We start from the raw sequence: 21,622 nt of genomic DNA, 5'->3' as shown, positions 1-21,622 counted from the left end.
GGTGCCCCCGATTAAGCGGACGCACTCCTTTAGGGTGACGGGTTTCGTGGTTACCGCCTCCTCTGCTATGCGTTACCATTCGATTCCTTTCCATCGTATTCGGAAGAACGGAAGTCGGGACAGGTCATTGGCCCATTTAAAAACCCATCCGCGCGGAAAGCGGATGGGTGATTCCGTTTTAATTTAGTGCTTGTTTTTTATTTCGTGTGAAACGACCCGCGAAAAGTACACCGATAATGATCAGGAGAATCAGTCCCCATTTTAGAAGGGGTTCGTGGAAGTATTCTTTAAGAAAAGGCTCTCCCACGATCATTTTGCCTGCAGTCCATGCTAACACCCCAGAGCCAATATAAATGATAATCGGGTACTTTTCGATGAACTTCAAAATCAGGGTGCTACCAAAAATAACGACCGGCACACTGATCAATAAGCCGAGAATGACCAGGATATAATTATGCTGAGCAGCCCCGGCGATTGCCAAAACATTGTCCAACCCCATTACGGCGTCGGCGATGATAATGGTTTGGACGGCCCCGCGTATACTTTGGCTGGCTTTTACATTCTCATGTTCTTTTTCTTCCACTAACAACTTATACGCAATCCAAATCAACAGGACTCCTCCTGCCAACAACAGCCAAGGTGTTCAAATTCCCTCTTGTGTGTACCAGCTTACTTTTCTGTTTTAAAACTGCATACACCATGTCGGTGGTTGTTGATTTGCCGGCGCTGCCGGTGATGGCGATCACTCGGTTAGGTGAGCATTGTCTCCAATTCCAGTTAGCCAATCGCCAATAAGCGTCGGTGAGGGATGGAACCCTTATAACCGCTATTCTCCCCGGAATACTGGAGGGTGAAAGATGATGCGGCAAAACAACAGCAGCAACAGAGTGGTGACGGAGTGCATTAAGTTGTTTGTCCGCCTTTTGTCGGGGGTCGATAAAATAGACCTGATCCGCTGCCAGGCTCTTGTAACGGCCCCGGTTAGCGGAGCGGAGAACTCGTTGGGGATTACCCCGAATTAAGGTGCCCCCGATTAAGCGGACGCACTCCTTTAGGGTGACGGGTTTCGTGGTTACCGCCTCCTCTGCTATGCGTTACCATTCGATTCCTTTCCATCGTATTCGGAAGAACGGAAGTCGGGACAGGTCATTGGCCCATTTAAAAACCCATCCGCGCGGAAAGCGGATGGGTGATTCCGTTTTAATTTAGTGCTTGTTTTTTATTTCGTGTGAAACGACCCGCGAAAAGTACACCGATAATGATCAGGAGAATCAGTCCCCATTTTAGAAGGGGTTCGTGGAAGTATTCTTTAAGAAAAGGCTCTCCCACGATCATTTTGCCTGCAGTCCATGCTAACACCCCAGAGCCAATATAAATGATAATCGGGTACTTTTCGATGAACTTCAAAATCAGGGTGCTACCAAAAATAACGACCGGCACACTGATCAATAAGCCGAGAATGACCAGGATATAATTATGCTGAGCAGCCCCGGCGATTGCCAAAACATTGTCCAACCCCATTACGGCGTCGGCGATGATAATGGTTTGGACGGCCCCGCGTATACTTTGGCTGGCTTTTACATTCTCATGTTCTTTTTCTTCCACTAACAACTTATACGCAATCCAAATCAACAGGACTCCTCCTGCCAACAACAGCCCCGGAATTTTCAACAACCATACCACAGCCAGGGTAGCGGTGGCACGTATCACAATTGCACCAGCAGTTCCCCAAATAATTACGGTTTTTTGTTTGTCTTTGGGTAACCTACGAGCGGCCATCCCGATAACAATGGCGTTGTCACCCGCCAACACCAAATCAATAATGATAATGGCGATAAGTGCTTGAAAAAACTCCGCTGAAAATAAGTCCATAACTGAATACCCTCTCTTTACGCTGTAGTCTTTGTTAAGAAAAGCAAAAAGACCCTCACCAAATAACGGTAAAGGTCTTGCTTACAACGTGGTTGTTGCCAATAAAGCCGGGGATAAAAATCCCGTAGTGACGACTTTATTGTTTAACAGCTACTCCCCTTTAACAGAGATGAACTATTCAATTTGCTTCCAATTCATCATATTCGATGTCCGCCCATCCGTCAAGTAACGAAAAAGAAGCACCACCCGCTCATTCAAGGGAGTATTTTCAGCAGTGCCGACGAGTTCGCCGATAAATAGAGAGCCAGGGTATCGAAAGGAACGGGGGGTACCCTCGCGGGGCCTAAACCCGAACCTGTAAACCAGTTTGCAACACAAACGAATTCTTTTCCTTCTTTCAGTCTGCTCTTCAAGCAAACTCTCCCGCAAGGAGTTGGATGGGTTCAATCCGGCGACTAGAGATCATTTACTATAGTATACGGCGATAAGGAAAAAGTGTATGGACTTTATTAACATTCAATCAAAAACTAATACAATACCAGGCAAAATTCGTCCGGTATTGTATACAGTAAACTGCTTAACGTTCTTTCCCGTTATTGGCACCTTGTTGGAGAACTTTTTCTTGAATCGCACGAAGTCTCTTCCAATGATTCTCCACTGCTGCACGTCCTTCAGAAGTGATGCGAATAGTCGTCTGGGGGATTTTTTGTCGGACAAAATGTTTATCGACAGCGACGAGTCCCGCATTTTCTAATTTCGTCAGATGGGAAGAAAGATTTCCTTTGGTTAACCCGGTTAAATCCTGCAAAAACAAGAATTCTGCCATTGTACAGGCGGATAATGCTGTCAAAATCGATAGACGGGCCGGTTCGTGAACCAATTTATTTAATTGGGCCAATTCTTGATAGGGCAACATATCCGAATCCTCCCGATCGTCGCAATAATACAGAAAAATTATATCACAAATGGTTTTAAAGCAACGACTAGTTTGCGATATAAACTGACTAAAATAGAAAAAAGGCCTTCAATTTCGAAGACCTTTCATTTCGCCCAGCTACTGCTTACTTTATAATAAAGGGAGCATCTAATCTTCATGATCCACGAGGCGAATCTGATTTAACTGGTTTTTAACTGATCCACGAATCGCCTGCAAGTATTGTTGTCGCAACTCCGTCTGCTCTTTTTGTTCTTGTGGGGTTAATCCTTCGCTTTTCTTTTTTCTTGCTAATTCGTTAATCCGTTGGATCATCTCGTCGGTTATCACTATCATCAACTCCTTCCAACACACTGTAGCGAAAAGTAGTGTTGATCGCAACCCGCTCCGATCGAGCGAGCAGGTTTGAGCGAGCCGACGATATGGGACAATAAAAGAACGGTAATGTGGAGAAATGGAGTTGGATGCCGATAATCCGCTGTAGCGAGTACATAACTGACAATGGAGTGTGACCGAGATGGACTGGAAGCGGTTTGAAGACTTGACACAATTGCCGGGGGTTCCGGGGGCAGAGTCGCTGGTGAGCCGGGAGCTGGAAAAAATGATTGCCCCAGTGGCCGATGAAGTGGTCCGGGATCGCCTCGGCAGCTTATTCGGTAAAAAAAGCGGAGACGAGAAGGGACCGCGGGTGATGGTTGCCGGTCATATGGATGAAGTCGGTTTTATGGTAACCCGAATCACGGATCAGGGCTTTCTACGGTTTCAGCCCTTGGGTGGGTGGTGGAGTCAGGTGCTATTAGCCCAACGGGTGGAAGTGGTGACGATGAAAGGAAAACGGATTCCTGGTGTAGTTGGTTCTGTGCCACCCCATATTTTAAAAGAAGAAGAACGTAACAGGCCGGTTTCGATCGATCGTATGTTTATTGATATCGGCTTGGATAGTGAGGAAGAGGTGCGAAAAGCGGGCGTCGGTCCTGGCGACTATATCGTCCCAGTATGCCCTCCCGTCGAGATGGAGGGAGGGAAACGGCTAATGGTAAAAGCTGTCGATAATCGCTTTGGTTGCGCTCTCGCAGTGGAGCTATTGGAGGATCTTAAAAAGACTTCTCATCCCAATGTGGTGTTTTCCGGAGCAACCGTGCAGGAGGAAGTGGGTCTTCGTGGCGCGGCCACCGCTGCGAATCGGATTAAACCGGATGTCTTTTTCGCCGTTGATGCCGGTCCAGCAGGGGATATTCCTGGAGTGACCAACGGATTTGGTGAGTTGGGTCGAGGGGTGTTGATCCGATTGATGGATCGTTCGATGATCGCTTTGCCGGGAATGCGCCGCTTTTTAGTAGAGACGGCGGAAGAAGAGGGGATTCCTTATCAATTTTTCATTTCCCCAGGTGGGACCGACGCCGGTGCGGTTCATCAGACGGGAGAAGGGGTCCCATCGGCAGCATTGGGAGTATGTGCCCGTTATATCCATTCCCATGCAGCTGTGGTTGATCGCGGGGATGTAGAGGCTGCCAAAGCATTTCTGAGTGCATTGGTCCGCCGCTTGGATCAGGAGCGTTTGCAAGCGATCCAACAGGGATGAAACAATTGAAGATGGAAGGGGGAGAATCCTTGGAACATGAAGCATCCCCCTTACGACGATGGGGGTTTTTAGAAATTATCGATGGTACTTTCCAAGTGTTTCGCACCCGGTTTGTGCCATTGTTTTTCAGTGTGTTTTTGCTGATTGGTCTTTTTCAGTTTGTGTTTAATTTGTTGAATCTACAGTTGTCGGAAACATTGGAACCACTGTCCGATCCCTTTTTAGATCCGATGCCGGCTGATGCCTCACTGGAACCCTTTGGCTGGGGTGAAGCCGTGCTGATGGCCTTGATGACGGGAGGCGTATTAGTTACCTACATTTTCCTTTATCCGCTGATGCGGGTGGCGGTTTCTTGGATTACCGTACGAAATTTGATCGAAGAGCAGGCAGTAACGACGGGAGAGGCGCTAAAGCGAGCCTGGAAAACAGCAACGTCGGCTTTATTGACCCATTGGCTGGCGGGAGCGATCGTTTTGGGAGGACTGGTGGTGATCGCGGCTTTGGTCTTTCTTCCATTTTCGTTGTTGGGGATTATAGCGGGAGAATGGGTCGTGACACTGATTCTGTCCGGAATTGTCTTTCTGTTATTAATACTGCCGCTGTTGTTGTGGGTATTGATCCGGCTCTCTCTGTTGTTTCCGGTGATAGTGGAAGAACAGACAAGCTATTTTGCCGCACTCAAGCGATCCTGGAGCTTAACACGGCGATCGTTTTGGCGTTTGTTCGCTTTTTTTCTGTTTGTGGGGACGATTCTTTTTGGTGTTACCGGTATCATGGGGGTAGTATTGCAGCTACTCCTTATGTGGTGGGCTTCGATTGACTGGACTTATCTATGGATCGGCAATATTATCGTCGCCCTCGTGCTAACGGGGCTCACTTGTTTGCTGGAGGCGGGATTGGGTGTATTAGCGACTGTCCTATACGTTGATCAGCGAATACGCCTGGAAGGAGTGGACCTGGAACTCGCCTTCCGTATATCAGCTGGAAAGGAGGATGGCCGCGTTTGACACGGGAATATGAAGAGTCGAGACGACAACTGTCTGACATTCTACAACAGGATGAATTTCAGACATGGTCCTGGTGGCAGCGTTTATTGGATCGGATTGACCAGATACCTGTCATTGGCGAGTGGAGCATCGGCGCTTGGTTAAATGACCTTCTCTCATCACTGTTCCGAGCAGGGGAGGGGAGTGGAGTCGGTTGGCTGCTCCCGGTGGTATTGGCGATAATCCTGGGTTTGAGTATGTGGTTCGTCCTCCGGCAGATTTATTTTAGCCAACCACAACAAGAAAAGGATACGGCTGCCGCATCTGGAGAAAGCATGGCGGTGGTATGGTGGGAACGAGGAGAAGCATACGCCGCTCAAAGGGAATATCGCGAAGCGATTCGGTGTTTGTTTCGTCATGCGTTGGAAGTGTTAGATGAAAGGAAAATACTAGATCGACGGGAGCACAAGACCAATCGGGAATACCGGGAAGAGATCGCGGTTCGCTCCCCGGCGTTGTTGCCGGTTTTTCAGTCTTTGATCATGCGATTCGAACTTGTCTGGTACGGGATGATCGACCCGGAGGAAGCGGATTATGATGATTACCGGCGTCTGTGCCAGCGTCTGACAGGAGGTGGGGCCGTTGAAGCCGGGTAAAATCGGCCTCATTGTTGTTTTAATTGCGTTGCTAGCAGCAGGCACCCTGTTTTTAAGTTCGTGGCTGCCTGCGGAGGAGCCGCGCTACTCCAGTACGAATGCTCAGTCCGACGGGACCAAGGCGCTTTATCTGCTATTGCAAGAACGGAATGTACCGGTGGCACGTTGGCGTGATTCATGGGAACAGCTGCCTCACTCAAACGGACATGTACTTTTTCTGTTGGAACCGGATCGTTGGATCTATACTGAAAAGGACAAAGAGTCGTTGCTGGAGTGGGTGGAATCCGGTAACACCCTGGTGCTGTTATCGCATCCCCTCGATACGCTTGCTAGTCAGCTCGGCTTTTCCGCAATTGACGGCATACGAGATGCATCGATGCCAATGGAAGTTTCCGACGAGGTATGGCTGCAAGATATGAAGGAGTTGTATTTTCCACGGGATCGTCGTTTACGGAATGAAACCGAACTGGATCAAGTATGGAGAGATCAAAACGATAGCGCCCGGATCGGGCGTCTCACGTCCGGCCAGGGAAATATTTATTATATTCCTGAACCTGCCTTATGGACGAATGCCTATATTGAACAGGGGGACAATCTTGCACTCGCGCTATATCTGACTTCCTTGACTGAAGGAGAAGGGAAGGTTTGGTTTGACGAAAGCTTGCGTGATCAAAGATGGAATCCGTCATTCCTAATGGATGAAGCGGAAGAGCCTCCCGCCTATTCCGATCTGATTCCAACTGGGGCAGGATGGCTTTTATTGCAGGGAGTGTTTCTGTTTATCTTGTGGCTCTACCTAAAAGGCAAACGATTTGCCGCTCCCCGTTGGGAAACAGTGCGGGAAGTGCGGCGAGGAGAAGAGTGTGTTTATGCAATGGGTTCGTTATATCAATGGGCGAATTTAAATAAAGAAGCCTTGGCCATCCAACAACGGGCGCTTTTTCGGGAAACGGCAACCTTATTGGGATTGTCCCGACGCGCGGATGCTGAAGAGATCAGTGAGAGGGTAAGCGTTCTGGTAGATCCAGCCTTGGCAGAACGATACCGGCTTTTACAGCAGGTGGTTAACCGCTCCGTCAAATTGACAGGAAAAGAATTGGTGAAATGGAGTCGTGAGATCCAAGATTTACGGGAGGAGATGAAACAATGGAAAACCAAACCCTTGACACGACACAAATCGCAACCCGGTCCGAACAAGTGATCAACCACCTAAAAGAGGTGGTCGTCGGCCAGGATCGAACGATTCAGTTGATGTGGGCAGCCATATTGACAAAGGGACATGTGATGGTGGAAGGAGTGCCTGGGCTCGGAAAAACCTTATTGGTTCGCTCGCTTGGCCAAGTAATCGATGCCTCTTTTGCTCGAATTCAGTTTACTCCTGATCTGATGCCGGCGGATGTGACCGGTACCAAGGTGTTTGATTTACAATCCGGCCGTTTTAACTTTAAACAGGGTCCCCTCTTTACACAATTATTGTTGGCGGATGAAATTAACCGTACACCTCCCAAGACGCAATCGGCCTTGCTGGAAGCGATGGAGGAAGGGCAGATCACAATCGACGGCGAGGGACGTAAGTTGCCAGATCTGTTTTTTGTCGTAGCCACGCAAAACCCGATTGAGTATGAAGGGACTTATCCGTTACCGGAAGCACAACTGGATCGATTTGCGCTTCAACTGACGATGGATTATCCCGGTGAAGAAGAAGAGTTGGAAGTGTTGCGCGGGCATCGGGTAACTACACGACGGGAGTCTACCCTCACTCCGATGATCACGGCGGAGGAGATTGTCGCCTTTCGCCAGCAGGTGGAACAAGTGCGGACGGAAGACTCGGTCATTCGCTATGTCGCCTCCTTGATCCGTGCAACCCGCGCTCATCCGCAGGTATTGCTGGGTGCCAGCCCCCGGGCAGGAACCAGTCTGCTGGCATTGAGTCGGGCGATTGCGGCCATGGACAATCGGGAATATGTTACTCCGGATGATGTGAAATGGGTGATCCAGCCAGCCTTACGCCATCGTCTCATCATGAGCCCGGATGTGGAACTGGAGGGATTCAAAACCGATGACCTCATCGAAGAGATCACCCGCACCGTATCGGTTCCGCGATAATGCTTGGCTACCCGGACCGCGCCTGTTTTTTGCACTGGGTGTCGGCGTGGTTGTCACACTCGTATTTGCTTTCGTGGGACTTCATATCTGGATGGGAATCCTCTTTCATCTCGCCTTAGCCTGGGTGGTAATGCAAGAGTTTCGGCGCATACGCCGCTATGGCTGTGTTCAAGTGGAAAGAGAGAGCGAGCGCATTCTGGAATTGGGAGAGTCTAACCCAATTCGAATTCATCTTCACAACCCGGCTCCATGGCCAGTTATCTGTATCGTCAAAGATGATTATCCGGAAGGATTTCAGCTGGATCAAAGAAGGATGATTATCACAGTCCCGCCTCAGGAAACTACAACACTGGTCTACCATGTCCGCCCTCATCGGCGGGGTCGTCATCGTTTTGGCCGCATCCACGTCCGGCAACGGCTGCCGCTGGGATATCTGATACGTCAGCACGCCATTGATTGGAGTGAGGATAAGACGGTCTATCCCCGTTTAAAAGAAGTGCGTCGGGTTCGGGGCGGGGTTTACAAGCGGAAATTATCAGCAGAAGGCCCTCATAGCCGCCACGGATTAGGGCGGGGGGCGGAGTTTGCACATATTCGCGATTATGTGCCGGATGATGAGCCGCGCTGGATCAACTGGACAGCAACGGCTCGGCGGGGCAAACTGGCCACAAACGTCTATCAACCGGAACAAGGGCAACATGTCGCGATCCTACTGGACTGCGGTCGGATCATGGGCGTGCGAGATGGAGAATTGACCCGCTTAGACCGGGCGATCGAGGCGGCACTTGCTTTTTCCGCCATCGCGATCGAGCGGGGAGACCAGGTGAGTCTGTTGGCCTTCTCCAGCCAAGTGAAACGGTGGATTCCGGCGGGAAGGGGAGCGCCACACCTACAGCGCATCATCGAAGCCGTGCACGACCTGGAACCCGACTACGTGGAGTCCGGCTACCGCACAGCGATGGAAACCCTGGCATTTCACCATAAGCGGCGTTCGTTGGTGGCCTTGTTTACCGATGCCAGCAATCTCACCTTTGCCGATGAACTGATCCAGCATATCCGTATCTTGCAACGGCGCCATTTGATCATGACGGTTACAACGGAAGATCCCCAACTACAACGGGATCGCAACCTGCGACCACGAGAGGAAAAGGAAGTCTTCCACAAAGCGATTGCACAGCAGATGACGGAAGAACGTGATGATCGCCTCAATGCTTTAAAGCGCCGTGGTGTCGTCACCCTAAACGTCGCCCCGGACCAGCTGGCGGTCCATGTGATCCATTCGTATATCGATATCAAGAATCGGAGCTTACTTTAGGGTAGTGACGATAAGGTTCGATTACATTTTCTGAGATGGTTTCAAACAAACAAACGGGGGCGAAAACTGCCCCCGTTTGTTTGTTGCTGTATGTAACGGCTTAACTACTAATTGCCGGGCAGTCGGATTTAAGCCTGACGGTATGAGCGCAACCCGCCGCAACCGCCACCATATCACGCCATCCGCTTACATCGCATTGGTCATGCTTATTCCAACCCACAGCTGCCACCGTGCCGTCCAATTTAAGAGCAACGGTATGACGACGCCCCGCTGCAATGGTATCTTTAGGCCACCGTTTCACCTTCTAAAAAGTCGTGGAACGCCCCGCTATCTATCATTGAAGATTAATTTTTAAAGCGGGACGCACACCATAACCAGCAATACTGTTATTTGCATAGCTGCGAATACTGCCACTTGTACCGATAAAAAATGCACGCGAAGGCTTGTTTCCTTGTGTTCGCAGCCACCACCAAGAACAGCCAAATTCTTCGCCGTTTCTGATGATATAGTTATCTTTGTTTGTTCGATCGTACACATATAATTTGCATCCATCGGTTTTTTTTGTTTTGGCAAAGTCGGTTCCAACGGCGTGTCGCAAATCCTTGCCGTATATATCAGATATATCCTTTATCTCGGTAACGCTAAGCAAAAAAACCTTGTCCTCCGTATCTGGAGTTCTTTCTCCGTTGTCCGTGCAATGAGTCGGCTTTATATATTCCTTTTGGGCGGCATTGAATGCGGTGTTATAGAATTCGTTGTTCAGCCACTTGCGCAAATCACAGTTAAGCCACGTAATATCCACGCAATCACGCCACGTAATGTCCGCAGACTCGCCGTGATACCGCCTGCAGTCCAAAATGTACTCGCTCAAAATGAACAGCTCTCTACCTGAATTTTGCAGCACCCGCCACTTTATTGGCGTTCTGTCTGCGCCGTCCGCCGTCTGCGGATAAGTGCCAAAAGTAATGATTTCGCCGGGCTTTGCGCTCCAGTCCGGCGTGGAAGCAGGATTATTATTTTCCAATAAGTTCTCCTCCCTTTCGTTTCTAGTTTAATTCTACAACATTTATGCAAGTGCTAAGATAAAGCCGGCATACCCTTGAATTTAGCCAATATCGATATAAAAAGTCTATCAATCTACTTTAATGTTTTTCTATAAGAAACTTAAGTTGCTCAAAAGAACATCACTAAAAGCGGGAGCTAGCCTGTTAATTTATCATTTGGAAGAGTTATAAAAAAAGCTACCGAGATTTCTCGACAGATCGCCGACAACGACTACATGATTAGTATTTGAATGGGCCCAGATTCAAACACATCGATCTCTCAGTTCTCCGGTAATGATCATGAAAAATCCGTTTTATGCCCATAATCATCTAGAGGCGAATTTTTTCCTTTTTAACAATGTCAACAGACCCATTGACAAAAATGCGCTTTCATTTTGTTGAGTCACACTTGTAACCGTTTTATTCTTAAGCTAAACGGTATTAGAAAGGTGAGAAAGAGTCATGGATGCCAATCACAACCACTCCCAACCCTGGCGGGTTAAAATCCAGCGGATGGGGAGTAATCTCAGTGGTTTAATCATGCCTAACATCGGGGCATTTATCGCATGGGGATTAATTACGGCACTCTTTATTCCGACAGGATGGATACCGAATGAGCATTTGGCTCAATTGGTTGATCCGATGATTAAATTTTTGTTACCGCTTCTGATCGGGTTTACCGGAGGTAACATGGTATACGGCGCCCGCGGGGGTGTGGTGGGAGCGACGGCGACGTTTGGTGTCATCGTTGGTGCTGATATTCCCATGTTCCTCGGAGCGATGGTGATGGGGCCCTTGGGCGGTTGGGCGATTAAACGGGTCGATCGCCTGTTTGAAGGAAAAGTACGATCCGGTTTTGAGATGCTCGTTAACAACTTCTCCGCCGGAATTGTGGCGGGATTGCTTACGATTGCCGCGTATCTGGCGATTGGACCCACCGTCTTAGGCTTAAACAAAATACTGGCGGCGGGAGTGGAAATGATCATTGCGGCGGGATTGCTACCGCTAGCCAATATCGTGATTGAGCCGGCAAAAGTCCTATTCCTCAACAACGCCATCAACCACGGAATCCTAAGCCCCATCGGGGTGGATCAAGCGGCAAAGACTGGACAATCGATTCTGTTTTTGTTGGAATCGAATCCGGGTCCGGGGCTGGGGATCTTAATCGCTTATTGGTTGTTTGGTAAAGGAATGGCGAAGCAATCGGCACCAGGTGCGGCTATCATTCACTTTTTGGGTGGTATTCATGAGATCTACTTTCCTTATATTTTGATGAAACCAGCCCTGCTCTTAGCTGCCATCGCCGGTGGTGTGAGCGGAGTATTCACCTTTACGCTTTTTGGAGCAGGATTGGTGGCGGTCCCTTCGCCAGGGAGCATCTTTGCACTATTGGCGATGACACCTCGTGGTGGTTATATCGGTGTACTGGCAGGGGTTTTGGTTGCTGCGACAGTTTCCTTCCTGGTGGCCGCACTCTTTTTAAGATGGAATGCATCTGTTGATGAAGGTGATCTGGAGGAAGCTACCCGCAATATGGAAACGATGAAAGGCAAAAAAAGCGCGGTTGCATCCGCTCTTGCCGAGAATCTGGAGTCCGCAGAGGAGAAAATGGAAGCGGAACAACCGATCAAAAAAATCGTATTCGCTTGTGATGCTGGGATGGGTTCCAGCGCAATGGGCGCTTCCATTCTGAAGAACAAAGTGAAAAAAGCGGATCTCGACGTTGAAGTAACCAATACTGCCATCAGTAAATTGCCTGATGATGCGGATGTGGTATTCACCCATAAAAACCTGACCGACCGGGCGAAAGCAAAGCTTCCCAACGCCCGCCATATCTCGGTGGAAAACTTTATGAGCAGTCCGGAATACGACGCCCTCATCGAGCGCTTAAAAGCGGATCGAGAGTAAACAATAAGCAGGTGACTCCATGTATTTTACAGCCAGGGAACGCAACCTCCTATTTTTGCTGACGGGTGCTGAGCAGCAGTGGAGCGTTAAAGCGTTGGCCCAGTCACTCGCTGTCAGTGAACGGACGATTCACCGGGATCTCGCCGGTTTAGAGCGGATAATGGACGATTTTGGACTTTCCTTACGCAAACGGGCAGGAGTAGGTGTTTCTCTGGAGGGGAATGCAAGTGGGTTCGAGTCCCTTCGCGCTGCTCTGGCAGCGACGGCAGGAGGGGAATTTACGCCGGAGGAGCGAAAAATCTATCTTCTGTGCACGTTACTGGAAAGATCGGAACCGGTTAAACTGGCTGCGTTGGCGTTGGATCTCCGAGTGGCTTCTGCAACGGTAAGCTACGATTTGGAGCATATCCGCGACTGGTTGGAATCCTTTGGACTCACCTTGGTTAAAAAAAGAGGCTGGGGTATCGCGGTAACAGGTGAAGAAAACAGGCGCCGAGCAGCGATGAGGAGTTTGTTGGCGGAGCACTTTGATGAAGCGGAAATCCTCAGTCTGCTGAAAAAAAATCTCAACCGGCAAACGGCGGATCCATCGGGACTCGTGATGGAACGACTGTTGGGACTGGTGGAGAGGGAGAAGATCGCACAAGTAGAAGAGACCGTGAAACAAGCGATTAGCAAGTTGCCGTATTCACTTGCCGCCGCAGCTTATATCGGTTTGGTGGTTCATTTGGCCCTTGCGCTGGAACGGATTGAAAAAGGGGAGACGCTTCGTTTCGATCCGGCTCTACTGCAAGAATTGCAACAAACGCGGGAATATGAAGTCGCACAGAAAATCGCCGCCGGCTTACGAACGGTTTTTGGGCAGGAATTTCCGGAAGCGGAGATAGCCAATATTGTTTTACATCTGCGTGGGGCCAAACGGGGAACCGATCGGGGTTATTGGTTTGAAGAAGGGACCGGAACCGTGATGAAGGAGACGGGGGAGCTGATACGGTACGTCGAGAATGAGACAGGAGTCCCTCTCAGCAAAGACCCCTCCCTGATTCAAGGGTTGCTCGCTCATCTGGAACGGGCGCTCTATCGGTTAAAAGAGAATCTGCCAATCCATAATCCGCTTTTACACCGAATTGAACAGGATTACCCAGGGCTGTTTGCGACGATAACAGCAGGCATGGCGGAAACATTTTCCGGCTATCGCATCCCACGGGAAGAGATCGGCTATCTCGTGATGCACTTTGGGGCTGCTCTGGAACGGTGGCGACGCGGTTCCCCTATACGCGCCTTGGTGGTTTGCGCTAGTGGAATCGGCACTTCTAAGCTGTTGGCCAGTCGGTTGCAAACAGAATTTCCGGAGATCGCCCGGGTAGAAGAAGCCGCTTTTGATGAAGTGAGGCAAATGGATTTGCACGCTTACGATCTGGTTCTCTCTACGATTCCGCTAGAACGGGCGGAGACGGATTATATTCGGGTTCATCCGTATTTAACGGAAACAGACGCTGACCGAATTCGGGCCCACCTCAACGAAAAGCAGCGAAAACGGGCACAGGAACCGGAACGGGATGAGTGGATGTCGAAGGGCGAATCAACTGGCATAGAAGCGATCGAACGGATCCAAGAGGTGACGGAAGCCATTTTGACGATTCTGCGGGGATATTTTTTGTCTTTTCTTTCTGCACCCTCACTTTCACCCGTTTTGGATGAAGCCTGCAAACAACTAATAGCGACAGGAGTCCTACAAGAGACAGCGACTGTAATCGAAGCGTTGGAGAAAAGAGAGCGGTTAGGAGGATTGGGTATCCCCGGAACAGCGATGGCTCTCTTTCATGCTCGATCGGAGGCGGTGCAAAAGCCTTCTTTTACGATGTACGATCTGGATCAACCGCTTCAGGTGGAAGGAATGGACGGAAAACCACTGTCGATGTCCCGACTGCTCTTGCTTCTGGCTCCAATGGACGGGAATGAATTCACCCCAGAACTGTTGAGTCGAATCAGCGTCCTTATCATTGAGTCCCCTGTGTTATTCCAGTCCGGAAGTGAAGAAGAGATTCGGTCATTTCTGGCGGAGCAGTTGAATCGCATCTTGCATGAAGAGATGAAATAAAAAAAGGAGCGAATCCACCATGGATCATACCATTCTAAACGAAGACCGCGTTCTTTTAAACGCTAAAGCGACCAACAAGGAAGAAGCGATTCGGCTGGCAGGACGCATATTGGTAGACGAGGGCTGTGTTGAAGACGCCTATATCGATCGGATGTTGGAACGGGAAGAATCGTTAACAACCTACATCGGCAATCATGTGGCGATTCCTCACGGCACGGAAGAAGGGAAGAAAGAGATCCTTCGCTCAGGGATCTCCATCGTTCAACTGCCTGAGGGTGTCGATTTTGGTGACGGGCAAACGGCCCATATTGTGATCGGAATCGCCGGCAAAGACAATGAACATATGGATATTCTCTCACAAATCGCATTGGTGGTCTCCGAAGAGGAAAACGTGGCCAAAATGGCACAGGCCAACTCTGCGGCAGAACTCCTATCCTTCTTCCAAGAGGAGGAGTAATGATGCGGGCCGTTCATTTTGGCGCTGGAAATATCGGGCGGGGTTTTATCGGTGAACGATTGACCCGATCGGGGTATGAGGTATGTTTTGTCGATGTTCAAGCTCAGTTGGTGGAGGCACTGCAACAACGGAAAGGTTACGATGTTCACCTATTGGGGGAAGAGGTGGAAGCCCTCCACATCACGGGCGTGACAGCCTTAAACAGCCAGACTGAACCGGAGCGTGTGCAAGCGGCGATCGCCCAGGCGGATCTGGTTACGACTGCCGTTGGACCGACAGTGTTAAAGATGATCGCTCCACTGCTCGCTGCAGGTTTGCGTCGCCGTTTGCTATCGGGGACTCACCCCCTCAATGTCGTAGCCTGTGAAAATATGATTGGGGGCTCCAGTTTCTTAAAGGATGAGGTGACGGCTCATCTCACCCATGAGGAGAGACAAGAGCTGGAACGTACCATCGGGTTTCCGGATGCTGCTGTCGACCGGATCGTCCCGGTGCAGTCCGGGGCGGATTTGTTGCAAGTATCTGTAGAGCCCTTTTATGAATGGGTGATCGAGCAAAGCGGGATCAAAGGGGGGACTCCCGCGATCGATGGGGTTACCTATGTGGATGGCCTCACCCCGTATATTGAACGTAAACTATACACGGTAAACACCGGTCATGCGGTTTGTGCCTATGCTGGCCGTCTCCTCGGATACGATACCATCCGGGAGGCGATGGTTGCTCCCCGAGTAGCAGCGCTAGTTTTCGGCGCATTGGAGGAAACTGGGGCACTATTGGAGGCTAAACACGGTTTTAACCGGCGGGAGCACCAGGATTATATCGCTAAAATCTTATCCCGTTTCACCAATCCGCGCCTCACGGATCCCGTCGCACGGGTGGGTCGCTCTCCCATCCGTAAACTGGGGCAATCAGACCGCCTTGTAGGTCCCGCCCTACAGATGTTGGAGCATCAGCTTAAACCGGATCGACTTGCGTCAGGCATCGCCGCTGCCCTCTTTTTTGACGAGGTAGATGATCCCGAGGCGATCAAGCTACAACAACTGCTTTCGCAGGACGGCATCGCCAAAACGTTACAAGCCATTGCAGGCATTCCAGAGGAATCTTCCCTCACGCATCTGGTTTTACAGCGATATCGGGAGTGGGAAGAAGAGATCGATCAGTAAAAGTGGCGCTAGAGAATCCCGGCAATCCAATTAGGGTTGCGGGGATTCTTTTTATGGCAGAAAGCAGGATGTACCGGATTGCACCATACCCTATTTTTGTGAATTATAGGAGTTCGCCTGCTCCCTCGCAGAAACATTTCAATATAATGGGACTACCGTTTTTGCTAATCTCACTGAATCTATCCATCCCATAACGAAAGTGGTCTTGCAAAACTCTCAAGAAAATGGGTGGAAAAAAATGAGTCAGACACCATTACTCGCAATAGACGGAGGGAAACCAACCCGGGAAACCTTCCTCCCATACGGCAGGCAGTGGATCGAAGATGACGATATTCACGCGGTCGTCGAGGTATTAAAAGGAGATTTGATCACGACAGGGCCAGTGATTGAAGCGTTTGAGCAGAAATTGGCTCAATACGTGGGTGCCCAATATGCGGTAGCATTTTCAAGTGGAACTGCAGCCCTTCATGCCGCCTGTTTTGTTGCCGGCATTCGTTCCGGGGATGAGGTGATCACCACTCCCTTGACATTTGCAGCGACTGCCAATTGCATTCGTTATCAGGGGGCGCAGCCGATTTTCGCCGATATTCACCCTGATACTTACAATATAGATCACGCCGAGTTGGATAAGAAGATTACCCCTCAGACAAAAGCGGTTATTCCCGTCCATTTTACCGGTCAACCGGTACAGTTGGATGAAATTCGTCAGTTTGCGAAAAAACACCGTCTAGTAGTGATTGAGGATGCAGCCCATGCGTTGGGAGCGATGTACAAAGGAAAAAAAATCGGTAGTGACGGCGACTTGACGATGTTTAGTTTCCATCCGGTTAAGCATATCACCACTGGAGAAGGGGGGGCCATTACTACCAATCGGCGTGATTATTATGAGAAACTGTTGCAGTTCCGCTCCCATGGAATTACCCATAAACCGGATGAAATAAAGGAACGGGAAGGATTTTGGTTTTACCAAATGCAATTTTTAGGATATAACTACCGCCTGACCGATATACAAGCGGCGTTGGGGCTTAGCCAAATGAAAAAATTGGACCGCTTTCTCCATTTACGCCGAAAATATGCTTCCATGTACAATGAAGCGTTTCAAAGCAGAAGGGAGGTCGTCATCCCCTTCCAAAGAAACGAGGTTCAATCTGCTTGGCATCTATATGTCCTTCGTTTGCGTCTATCAGAGTTGACAGCCGACCGCAAAACGATTTTCCAAGCGCTGCGGAAAGAAAATATCGGTGTCAATGTTCACTATATTCCTGTTCACCTTCACCCGTATTATCGTCAGTTGGGATATTCTGAAGGGTTATGTCCTCAGGCAGAGCAATTTTACCGGGAAACCTTAACCATTCCACTGTTTCCACGAATGTCAGAACAAGATGTTCAGGATGTCATACAAGCCGTCAACAAAGTACTGCGATACTACTCCGTAGGGGGTGTCAGTAATGGCCGCAGCTAAATGGGCTCTGGGAACCGCTCAGTTGGGACAATCTTACGGGATCGCCAATCAAACGGGGAAACCCTCCAGAAAAAGCGCACAAGAGATTTTAGAGACGGCTGTGGCTGCGGGGGCTACTTATCTCGATACTGCTCCCGCCTATGGAGACAGTGAAAAAATCATCGGGGAGTATATTCAAAAACAATCGTCTGCATCCAGGGTTCCATCCATTGTAACGAAGTTGCCGCCGGTTCCACCTTCCGCTGACCCCCAAGCGATCGATCAATTGGTTCGCCAATCGGCTTTATCCTCTATTCGCCGCTTGCATGTTCCCCATATCGATGTCTATTTGCTCCATCACCCTGCCGACTTAACATCCCACCAAGAAAACGTCATCTCCGCGCTAGCGACAATCCAAGCAGAAGGATTGGTCAAACGAATCGGAGTGTCGGTTTATACCCCAGAAGAAGCGGAAGCTGCGCTTACACTAGATTGTCTCGATGCTATTCAGGTTCCTGTAAACATCTTGGATCATCGTTTTTTGCGCGCCGATCTCTTAAAACGATTCGCTTCCAAGGGGATGGCTGTGTTTGCCCGTAGCATTTACTTGCAAGGGTTGATGTTGATGGAGCCGGAACATGTGCCGCCATCCCTATATACGGCACGGGAACCGCTGCGAAAGTTGCGCCGATTGGCGAAGGAATTGAATATGACACCTGCCCGATTATCGCTATGCTTTGTTCGAGATCAACCTGGAGTCGACTGTATACTGATCGGTTGTGAAACTATCGAACAGCTTCGTAAAAACGTGCAAATGATTGGTTCCCCCAGTCTTCCCCCAGAAGTGATAAAAACGATTGAACAGATGTTTAGAGACCTGCCCGATGCTGTCATTAATCCGTCCCAGTGGAGGTAGAAGGGGATGTTATTCAGTTTAAAAGGAAAAACCGCCATTGTTACCGGGGGCGCCGGATACTTAGGTAGCGCCATATCCGAAGGTTTTGTGCGGGCGGGTGCCCGAGTGGTGATTGCAGGAGTGAGCGAAGAGAAAAACAGAGAAATGGCAGAGCACCTGTCCCGCCAGTATCAAGCTGACTGCCACAGTGTGTATATCGACATCGGCAAAGTGGACTCGGTCGAGAAGAAGATAAGAGAAATTTATTCCTGGACCAATTCCATTGATATTTTCGTTAACAATGCTTATTTCGGAACATCCGGAGATATAGAGGAGATGCCGGAAGAAGACTGGAAAGCCGGGATCGACGGGTCTATTAACGGTGTTTACCGCTGTACCAAGGCGGTACTTCCTTATATGTTGGCTCAAAACAACGGATGTATCATCAATGTGGCGTCGATGTATGGGGTGGTTTCTCCCGATCCGGCTATCTATACCGGATCCAAATGGAAAAACCCGGCCAATTATGGAGCGGGAAAGGCGGCGATCATCCAGTTTACACGCTATGTCGCCTGCCATTATGGAGCGAAGGGAATTCGGGCCAATGCGGTATCCCCCGGTCCGTTTCCCAATCGGCGTGTACAAGAAGACACAGACTTTATCCATCGACTGGAGCAGAAAGTTCCTTTACGCAGAATCGGAAAACCGGAAGATTTGGCGGGAGTGATGGTTTTTCTTGCTTCCCCGGCAGCAGCCTATGTAACCGGACAAAATATCGGTGTCGACGGTGGCTGGACGGCTTGGTAGGTCGTTCTCGGCGGCTATGCTTCGAATACGCAGAGAGGAAGGTGATCCCAATAACCGTCAAAGTGAGTGCAAAGAGCGAAAGCGCGCATCAAGGAAACCCAACATTGATCCAAAAGGTGGTAGACGGCCATACGGATGCCGTCAAGCGTTACCCAAAGAAACCGGTTGTCGCAATTGCAGTCATTTGTCGCCTCAAATCCACCCGCTTGCCAAAAAAAGCGCTTCGACTCATCCATGGTGTCAGCGTCATCGAGCGTTGTTTGCTTAATTGTTTGGCTGCATCCTGTGCGGATCAAGTGGTTTTGGCCACGTCTGATCTACCCCAAGATAATGAACTTGAAATGTTTGATATGGGAGGGAGAGTACGTGTTCTAAGGGGAGATGCGGAAAATGTAGCTAGACGATTGGAAGAAGTGGCCACCCTAACACAGGCGGATATCCTCATCCGAGCCACAGGAGATAATCCCGCTGTATCACCGGAAATTTTAGACATGTTGGTTAAAAGTCATCTGCGGGGAGGATTTGACTATAGCTTACCGACGGAGAACTATGCGATTGGAACCGGCGCGGATGTGATCACAGTAGAAGCTCTCAAACGATTGTTAAATCAACCGAAGCCGTTGACACAAACGGAATACTTGACGTTTTATTTTACTAACAACCCTCACTTATTCTCCATAAACAGAATGGAACTACCGGCTGAATTCCAATATCCGCAGTGGCGCTTAACGTTGGATGAACCAAAGGATCTAACATTGTTTCAACGTTTATACAGCGACCTGGATGTCGGATATGAACCCCTTCCTTTCGCCCGCATTCGCTCTTATCTGCAAGCAAACCCGGATATCAGTTCCATTAACACCGATGTCCAAATCAAATATAAGGATGATCGCTCGCTTGTGCGTGAAATCCAGCGGGCAACCCGGTTGACTTAAACCGATCTGTGATGGAGGAGTCTTCATGTATCAAATGCATCCCCATGCGTGGGCACTGTATTTCGATTTTTTACATGAATTTCGATCGTTGTCTTACCGGGGGGTTCCGCTCGGTCTCTTTTGCTACTTTCCTGATTATACAGGCGGTATGGCTTCTACGATCGAACTACCTACATTTCGGCAAACTCTGAGACATGACCCTGATCGGGCACAAATCCAACCTCAATTTGAGCAATTTCTGCCCCGATCTGATCAGGGAACGATGGTGAAAACGGAAAACAAACCGATCGTCTTCTTGGGAGGAACCTATTTACATCCGTTGGATCCCACCAAAGTATTGATTGTCGAAGCGGATGATTCTAGTTGTTGTCATCTGCCTACCTGCAATCTACGATCCTACCAATCGGATGTAAGTGCCTGGATCAAAGAGGCTCAGTCTCAGGCGCAAAATATCTTTTTGAGGTTGGATGATCACCCCGTTTTTAGTGGTCCTACCTTTAAACAACAGCTGATTGATGTCGATATTCCCCTCATTCTTCCGTGTTTGGACGCGGTTTTAAACTTTCTTGAACAGGTTCCGGTTGCATGTGTGGTGGTAGAGGGTTCTAATGCCACTAACAAGTTAAGCTGTATTCTGCCTACGGTGGCAGCGATGAAAGGGATTCCCAGCCTCTCTTTGCAGCACGGAATTATCGGCGCAGACAGGGGGTGGCTGCCTCTTTATACCACCAAACAGGCGGCTTATGGTGATTTTGAATTACAATTTTTCCGCGATGCAGGTGTTCCAGTAAACCGTTTGGCGATCGCCGGTCACCCCCGTTTTGATGCTATCTTTGAGCGGACGCATATAAACAGAACCCACTTTTGTGCCCAATATGGAATGAACCCCGATAAAAAATTTATCCTGATTCCTACGCAACCGATCTGGGATCTCACCTCCATCAGTGACCTAATCCATCACCTTCTTCGCTATTCCGAGGCTGAAGTGATGATGAAGCTTCATCCGACTGAGATTCAACACGATTACTGGAAGGAACGGTATCGATCACTTATTCAACAATACCCCTCAATTCAGTGGTTTACGACAGAGTGTCATCTGTATGATCTAATGGCGAATGCAGATGCTGCCATCTCTCTACTTTCTACTACCGGGTTGGAACTATTGTTAATGGATAAGCCGGTTGTTTACATGGGAAAGGGTACGGGAGCCTCCTATCCATACAGTTCGCGATTAACCCATTCCGATCCCAAGGTGGCGGCCGCTTTGGCCCATCGTTTGGTTGTTGATGAAGCATTTCAGGAGTTTGCCCGCAACGAACGGGTTGATTATCTGAAAAAGGCATACCCTGTCAAACAAGCCAAAATGAGCGTGTTCCAATTGATTGAGGAGATGACGGGTATCAATCCGGAAGCATTGTAAA

The 21,622-nt window shown here is 49.3% G+C and carries 21 protein-coding genes, 2 pseudogenes and 1 riboswitch; of the genes and pseudogenes, 16 read left to right on the top strand and 7 right to left on the bottom strand.

All coding sequences use genetic code 11. From position 1 onward, the window contains the following. Positions 1-178: 178 nt before the first annotated feature. Both C8J48_RS07160 and C8J48_RS19340 read right to left on the bottom strand, forming a co-directional pair. Positions 179-640 (bottom strand): annotated as a pseudogene (locus C8J48_RS07160) (YjbE family putative metal transport protein); the annotation flags it as partial. Then, positions 591-746 carry a Mur ligase family protein gene (locus C8J48_RS19340; protein WP_170105257.1) on the bottom strand — a complete coding sequence of 52 codons (156 nt, stop codon included), beginning with the start codon at positions 744-746 and terminating at the stop codon, positions 591-593. The gene C8J48_RS19340 and the pseudogene C8J48_RS07160, both read right to left, overlap by 50 nt. Before the next feature lie 111 nt (positions 747-857). Here C8J48_RS19340 and C8J48_RS18685 point away from each other — a divergent pair, with 111 nt between their 5' ends. Next, on the top strand, positions 858-1,022 hold the full coding sequence (locus C8J48_RS18685) for a hypothetical protein (RefSeq protein WP_170105255.1): 165 nt from the start codon (positions 858-860) through the stop codon (positions 1,020-1,022). 178 nt (positions 1,023-1,200) lie between these two features. On the opposite strand, the gene C8J48_RS07150 is transcribed toward C8J48_RS18685, so the two are convergent. From C8J48_RS07150 to C8J48_RS07140, 3 genes are all read right to left on the bottom strand, one after another. Then, a complete protein-coding gene (locus C8J48_RS07150; RefSeq protein WP_107725625.1) occupies positions 1,201-1,872 on the bottom strand; it encodes a TerC family protein in 672 nt (223 codons plus the stop codon). 41 nt (positions 1,873-1,913) lie between these two features. Further along, positions 1,914-2,043, bottom strand: a riboswitch (yybP-ykoY riboswitch). Positions 2,044-2,449: 406 nt separating this feature from the next. Next, a complete protein-coding gene (locus tag C8J48_RS07145) occupies positions 2,450-2,788 on the bottom strand; it encodes a transcriptional regulator (RefSeq protein WP_107725624.1) in 339 nt (112 codons plus the stop codon). A 168-nt stretch (positions 2,789-2,956) separates the two neighbouring features. After that, a complete protein-coding gene (locus C8J48_RS07140) occupies positions 2,957-3,136 on the bottom strand; it encodes a DUF896 domain-containing protein (protein WP_211316599.1) in 180 nt (59 codons plus the stop codon). A 187-nt stretch (positions 3,137-3,323) separates the two neighbouring features. On the opposite strand from C8J48_RS07140, the gene C8J48_RS07135 reads away from it, so the two are divergent. Genes C8J48_RS07135 through C8J48_RS07110 form a run of 6 tightly spaced genes read left to right on the top strand, consistent with a single transcriptional unit; the run spans position 3,324 to position 9,451 of the window. After that, the gene (locus tag C8J48_RS07135; RefSeq protein WP_107725623.1) at positions 3,324-4,388 is read left to right on the top strand and encodes a M42 family metallopeptidase; all 1,065 of its coding nucleotides are present in this window, start codon (positions 3,324-3,326) and stop codon (positions 4,386-4,388) included. Between the two features lie 29 nt (positions 4,389-4,417). Further along, positions 4,418-5,395, top strand: a complete 978-nt coding sequence (locus C8J48_RS07130) for a glycerophosphoryl diester phosphodiesterase membrane domain-containing protein (RefSeq protein ID WP_170105253.1) — start codon at positions 4,418-4,420, stop codon at positions 5,393-5,395. After that, on the top strand, positions 5,392-6,030 hold the full coding sequence (locus C8J48_RS07125; protein WP_107725621.1) for a DUF4129 domain-containing protein: 639 nt from the start codon (positions 5,392-5,394) through the stop codon (positions 6,028-6,030). Before C8J48_RS07130 ends, C8J48_RS07125 begins: the two co-directional genes overlap by 4 nt. After that, positions 6,017-7,231, top strand: coding sequence for a DUF4350 domain-containing protein (locus C8J48_RS07120; protein WP_170105251.1), 1,215 nt, complete (start codon positions 6,017-6,019; stop codon positions 7,229-7,231). Before C8J48_RS07125 ends, C8J48_RS07120 begins: the two co-directional genes overlap by 14 nt. Continuing rightward, positions 7,177-8,136 (top strand): AAA family ATPase, encoded by a 960-nt coding sequence (locus C8J48_RS07115; protein ID WP_107725619.1) that lies wholly within the window; start codon positions 7,177-7,179, stop codon positions 8,134-8,136. Before C8J48_RS07120 ends, C8J48_RS07115 begins: the two co-directional genes overlap by 55 nt. Continuing rightward, on the top strand, positions 8,090-9,451 hold the full coding sequence (locus tag C8J48_RS07110; protein WP_170105249.1) for a DUF58 domain-containing protein: 1,362 nt from the start codon (positions 8,090-8,092) through the stop codon (positions 9,449-9,451). The genes C8J48_RS07115 and C8J48_RS07110 overlap by 47 nt, the downstream gene beginning before the upstream one ends. Before the next feature lie 121 nt (positions 9,452-9,572). On the opposite strand, the pseudogene C8J48_RS07105 reads toward C8J48_RS07110, so the two are convergent. Together C8J48_RS07105 and C8J48_RS07100 are read right to left on the bottom strand one after the other, a co-directional pair. Next, positions 9,573-9,752 (bottom strand): annotated as a pseudogene (locus C8J48_RS07105) (hypothetical protein); the annotation flags it as partial. A 33-nt stretch (positions 9,753-9,785) separates the two neighbouring features. Beyond that, positions 9,786-10,475 carry a DUF6273 domain-containing protein gene (locus C8J48_RS07100; protein WP_107725616.1) on the bottom strand — a complete coding sequence of 230 codons (690 nt, stop codon included), beginning with the start codon at positions 10,473-10,475 and terminating at the stop codon, positions 9,786-9,788. A gap of 481 nt (positions 10,476-10,956) precedes the next feature. On the opposite strand from C8J48_RS07100, the gene C8J48_RS07095 reads away from it, so the two are divergent. From C8J48_RS07095 to C8J48_RS07055, 9 genes are all read left to right on the top strand, one after another. Then, on the top strand, positions 10,957-12,402 hold the full coding sequence (locus C8J48_RS07095; protein WP_107725615.1) for a PTS mannitol transporter subunit IIBC: 1,446 nt from the start codon (positions 10,957-10,959) through the stop codon (positions 12,400-12,402). Positions 12,403-12,421: 19 nt separating this feature from the next. Beyond that, positions 12,422-14,503: a BglG family transcription antiterminator gene (locus tag C8J48_RS07090; RefSeq protein WP_107725614.1), complete on the top strand. Its 2,082-nt coding sequence runs from the start codon at positions 12,422-12,424 to the stop codon at positions 14,501-14,503. A 19-nt stretch (positions 14,504-14,522) separates the two neighbouring features. Next, positions 14,523-14,960, top strand: coding sequence for a PTS mannitol transporter subunit IIA (locus C8J48_RS07085; RefSeq protein ID WP_107725613.1), 438 nt, complete (start codon positions 14,523-14,525; stop codon positions 14,958-14,960). A 2-nt stretch (positions 14,961-14,962) separates the two neighbouring features. Further along, positions 14,963-16,123: a mannitol-1-phosphate 5-dehydrogenase gene (locus C8J48_RS07080; protein ID WP_107725612.1), complete on the top strand. Its 1,161-nt coding sequence runs from the start codon at positions 14,963-14,965 to the stop codon at positions 16,121-16,123. A 238-nt stretch (positions 16,124-16,361) separates the two neighbouring features. Further along, positions 16,362-17,585, top strand: a complete 1,224-nt coding sequence (gene pseC / locus C8J48_RS07075; RefSeq protein WP_107725611.1) for a UDP-4-amino-4,6-dideoxy-N-acetyl-beta-L-altrosamine transaminase — start codon at positions 16,362-16,364, stop codon at positions 17,583-17,585. Further along, positions 17,572-18,480, top strand: a complete 909-nt coding sequence (locus tag C8J48_RS07070) for an aldo/keto reductase (RefSeq protein ID WP_107725610.1) — start codon at positions 17,572-17,574, stop codon at positions 18,478-18,480. The genes pseC and C8J48_RS07070 overlap by 14 nt, the downstream gene beginning before the upstream one ends. A 6-nt stretch (positions 18,481-18,486) precedes the next feature. Then, positions 18,487-19,266 carry an SDR family NAD(P)-dependent oxidoreductase gene (locus C8J48_RS07065; RefSeq protein WP_107725609.1) on the top strand — a complete coding sequence of 260 codons (780 nt, stop codon included), beginning with the start codon at positions 18,487-18,489 and terminating at the stop codon, positions 19,264-19,266. 104 nt (positions 19,267-19,370) lie between these two features. Next, positions 19,371-20,201 (top strand): cytidylyltransferase domain-containing protein, encoded by an 831-nt coding sequence (locus C8J48_RS07060; RefSeq protein WP_245891087.1) that lies wholly within the window; start codon positions 19,371-19,373, stop codon positions 20,199-20,201. 25 nt (positions 20,202-20,226) lie between these two features. Next, positions 20,227-21,621 carry a capsular polysaccharide export protein, LipB/KpsS family gene (locus C8J48_RS07055; RefSeq protein ID WP_107725608.1) on the top strand — a complete coding sequence of 465 codons (1,395 nt, stop codon included), beginning with the start codon at positions 20,227-20,229 and terminating at the stop codon, positions 21,619-21,621. Position 21,622: the final 1 nt, after the last annotated feature.

The organism is Desmospora activa DSM 45169 (genome assembly GCF_003046315.1).
Taxonomy (GTDB): Bacteria; Bacillota; Bacilli; order Thermoactinomycetales; family DSM-45169; genus Desmospora; species Desmospora activa.
This window is presented reverse-complemented; position numbering and strand designations above follow the sequence as displayed.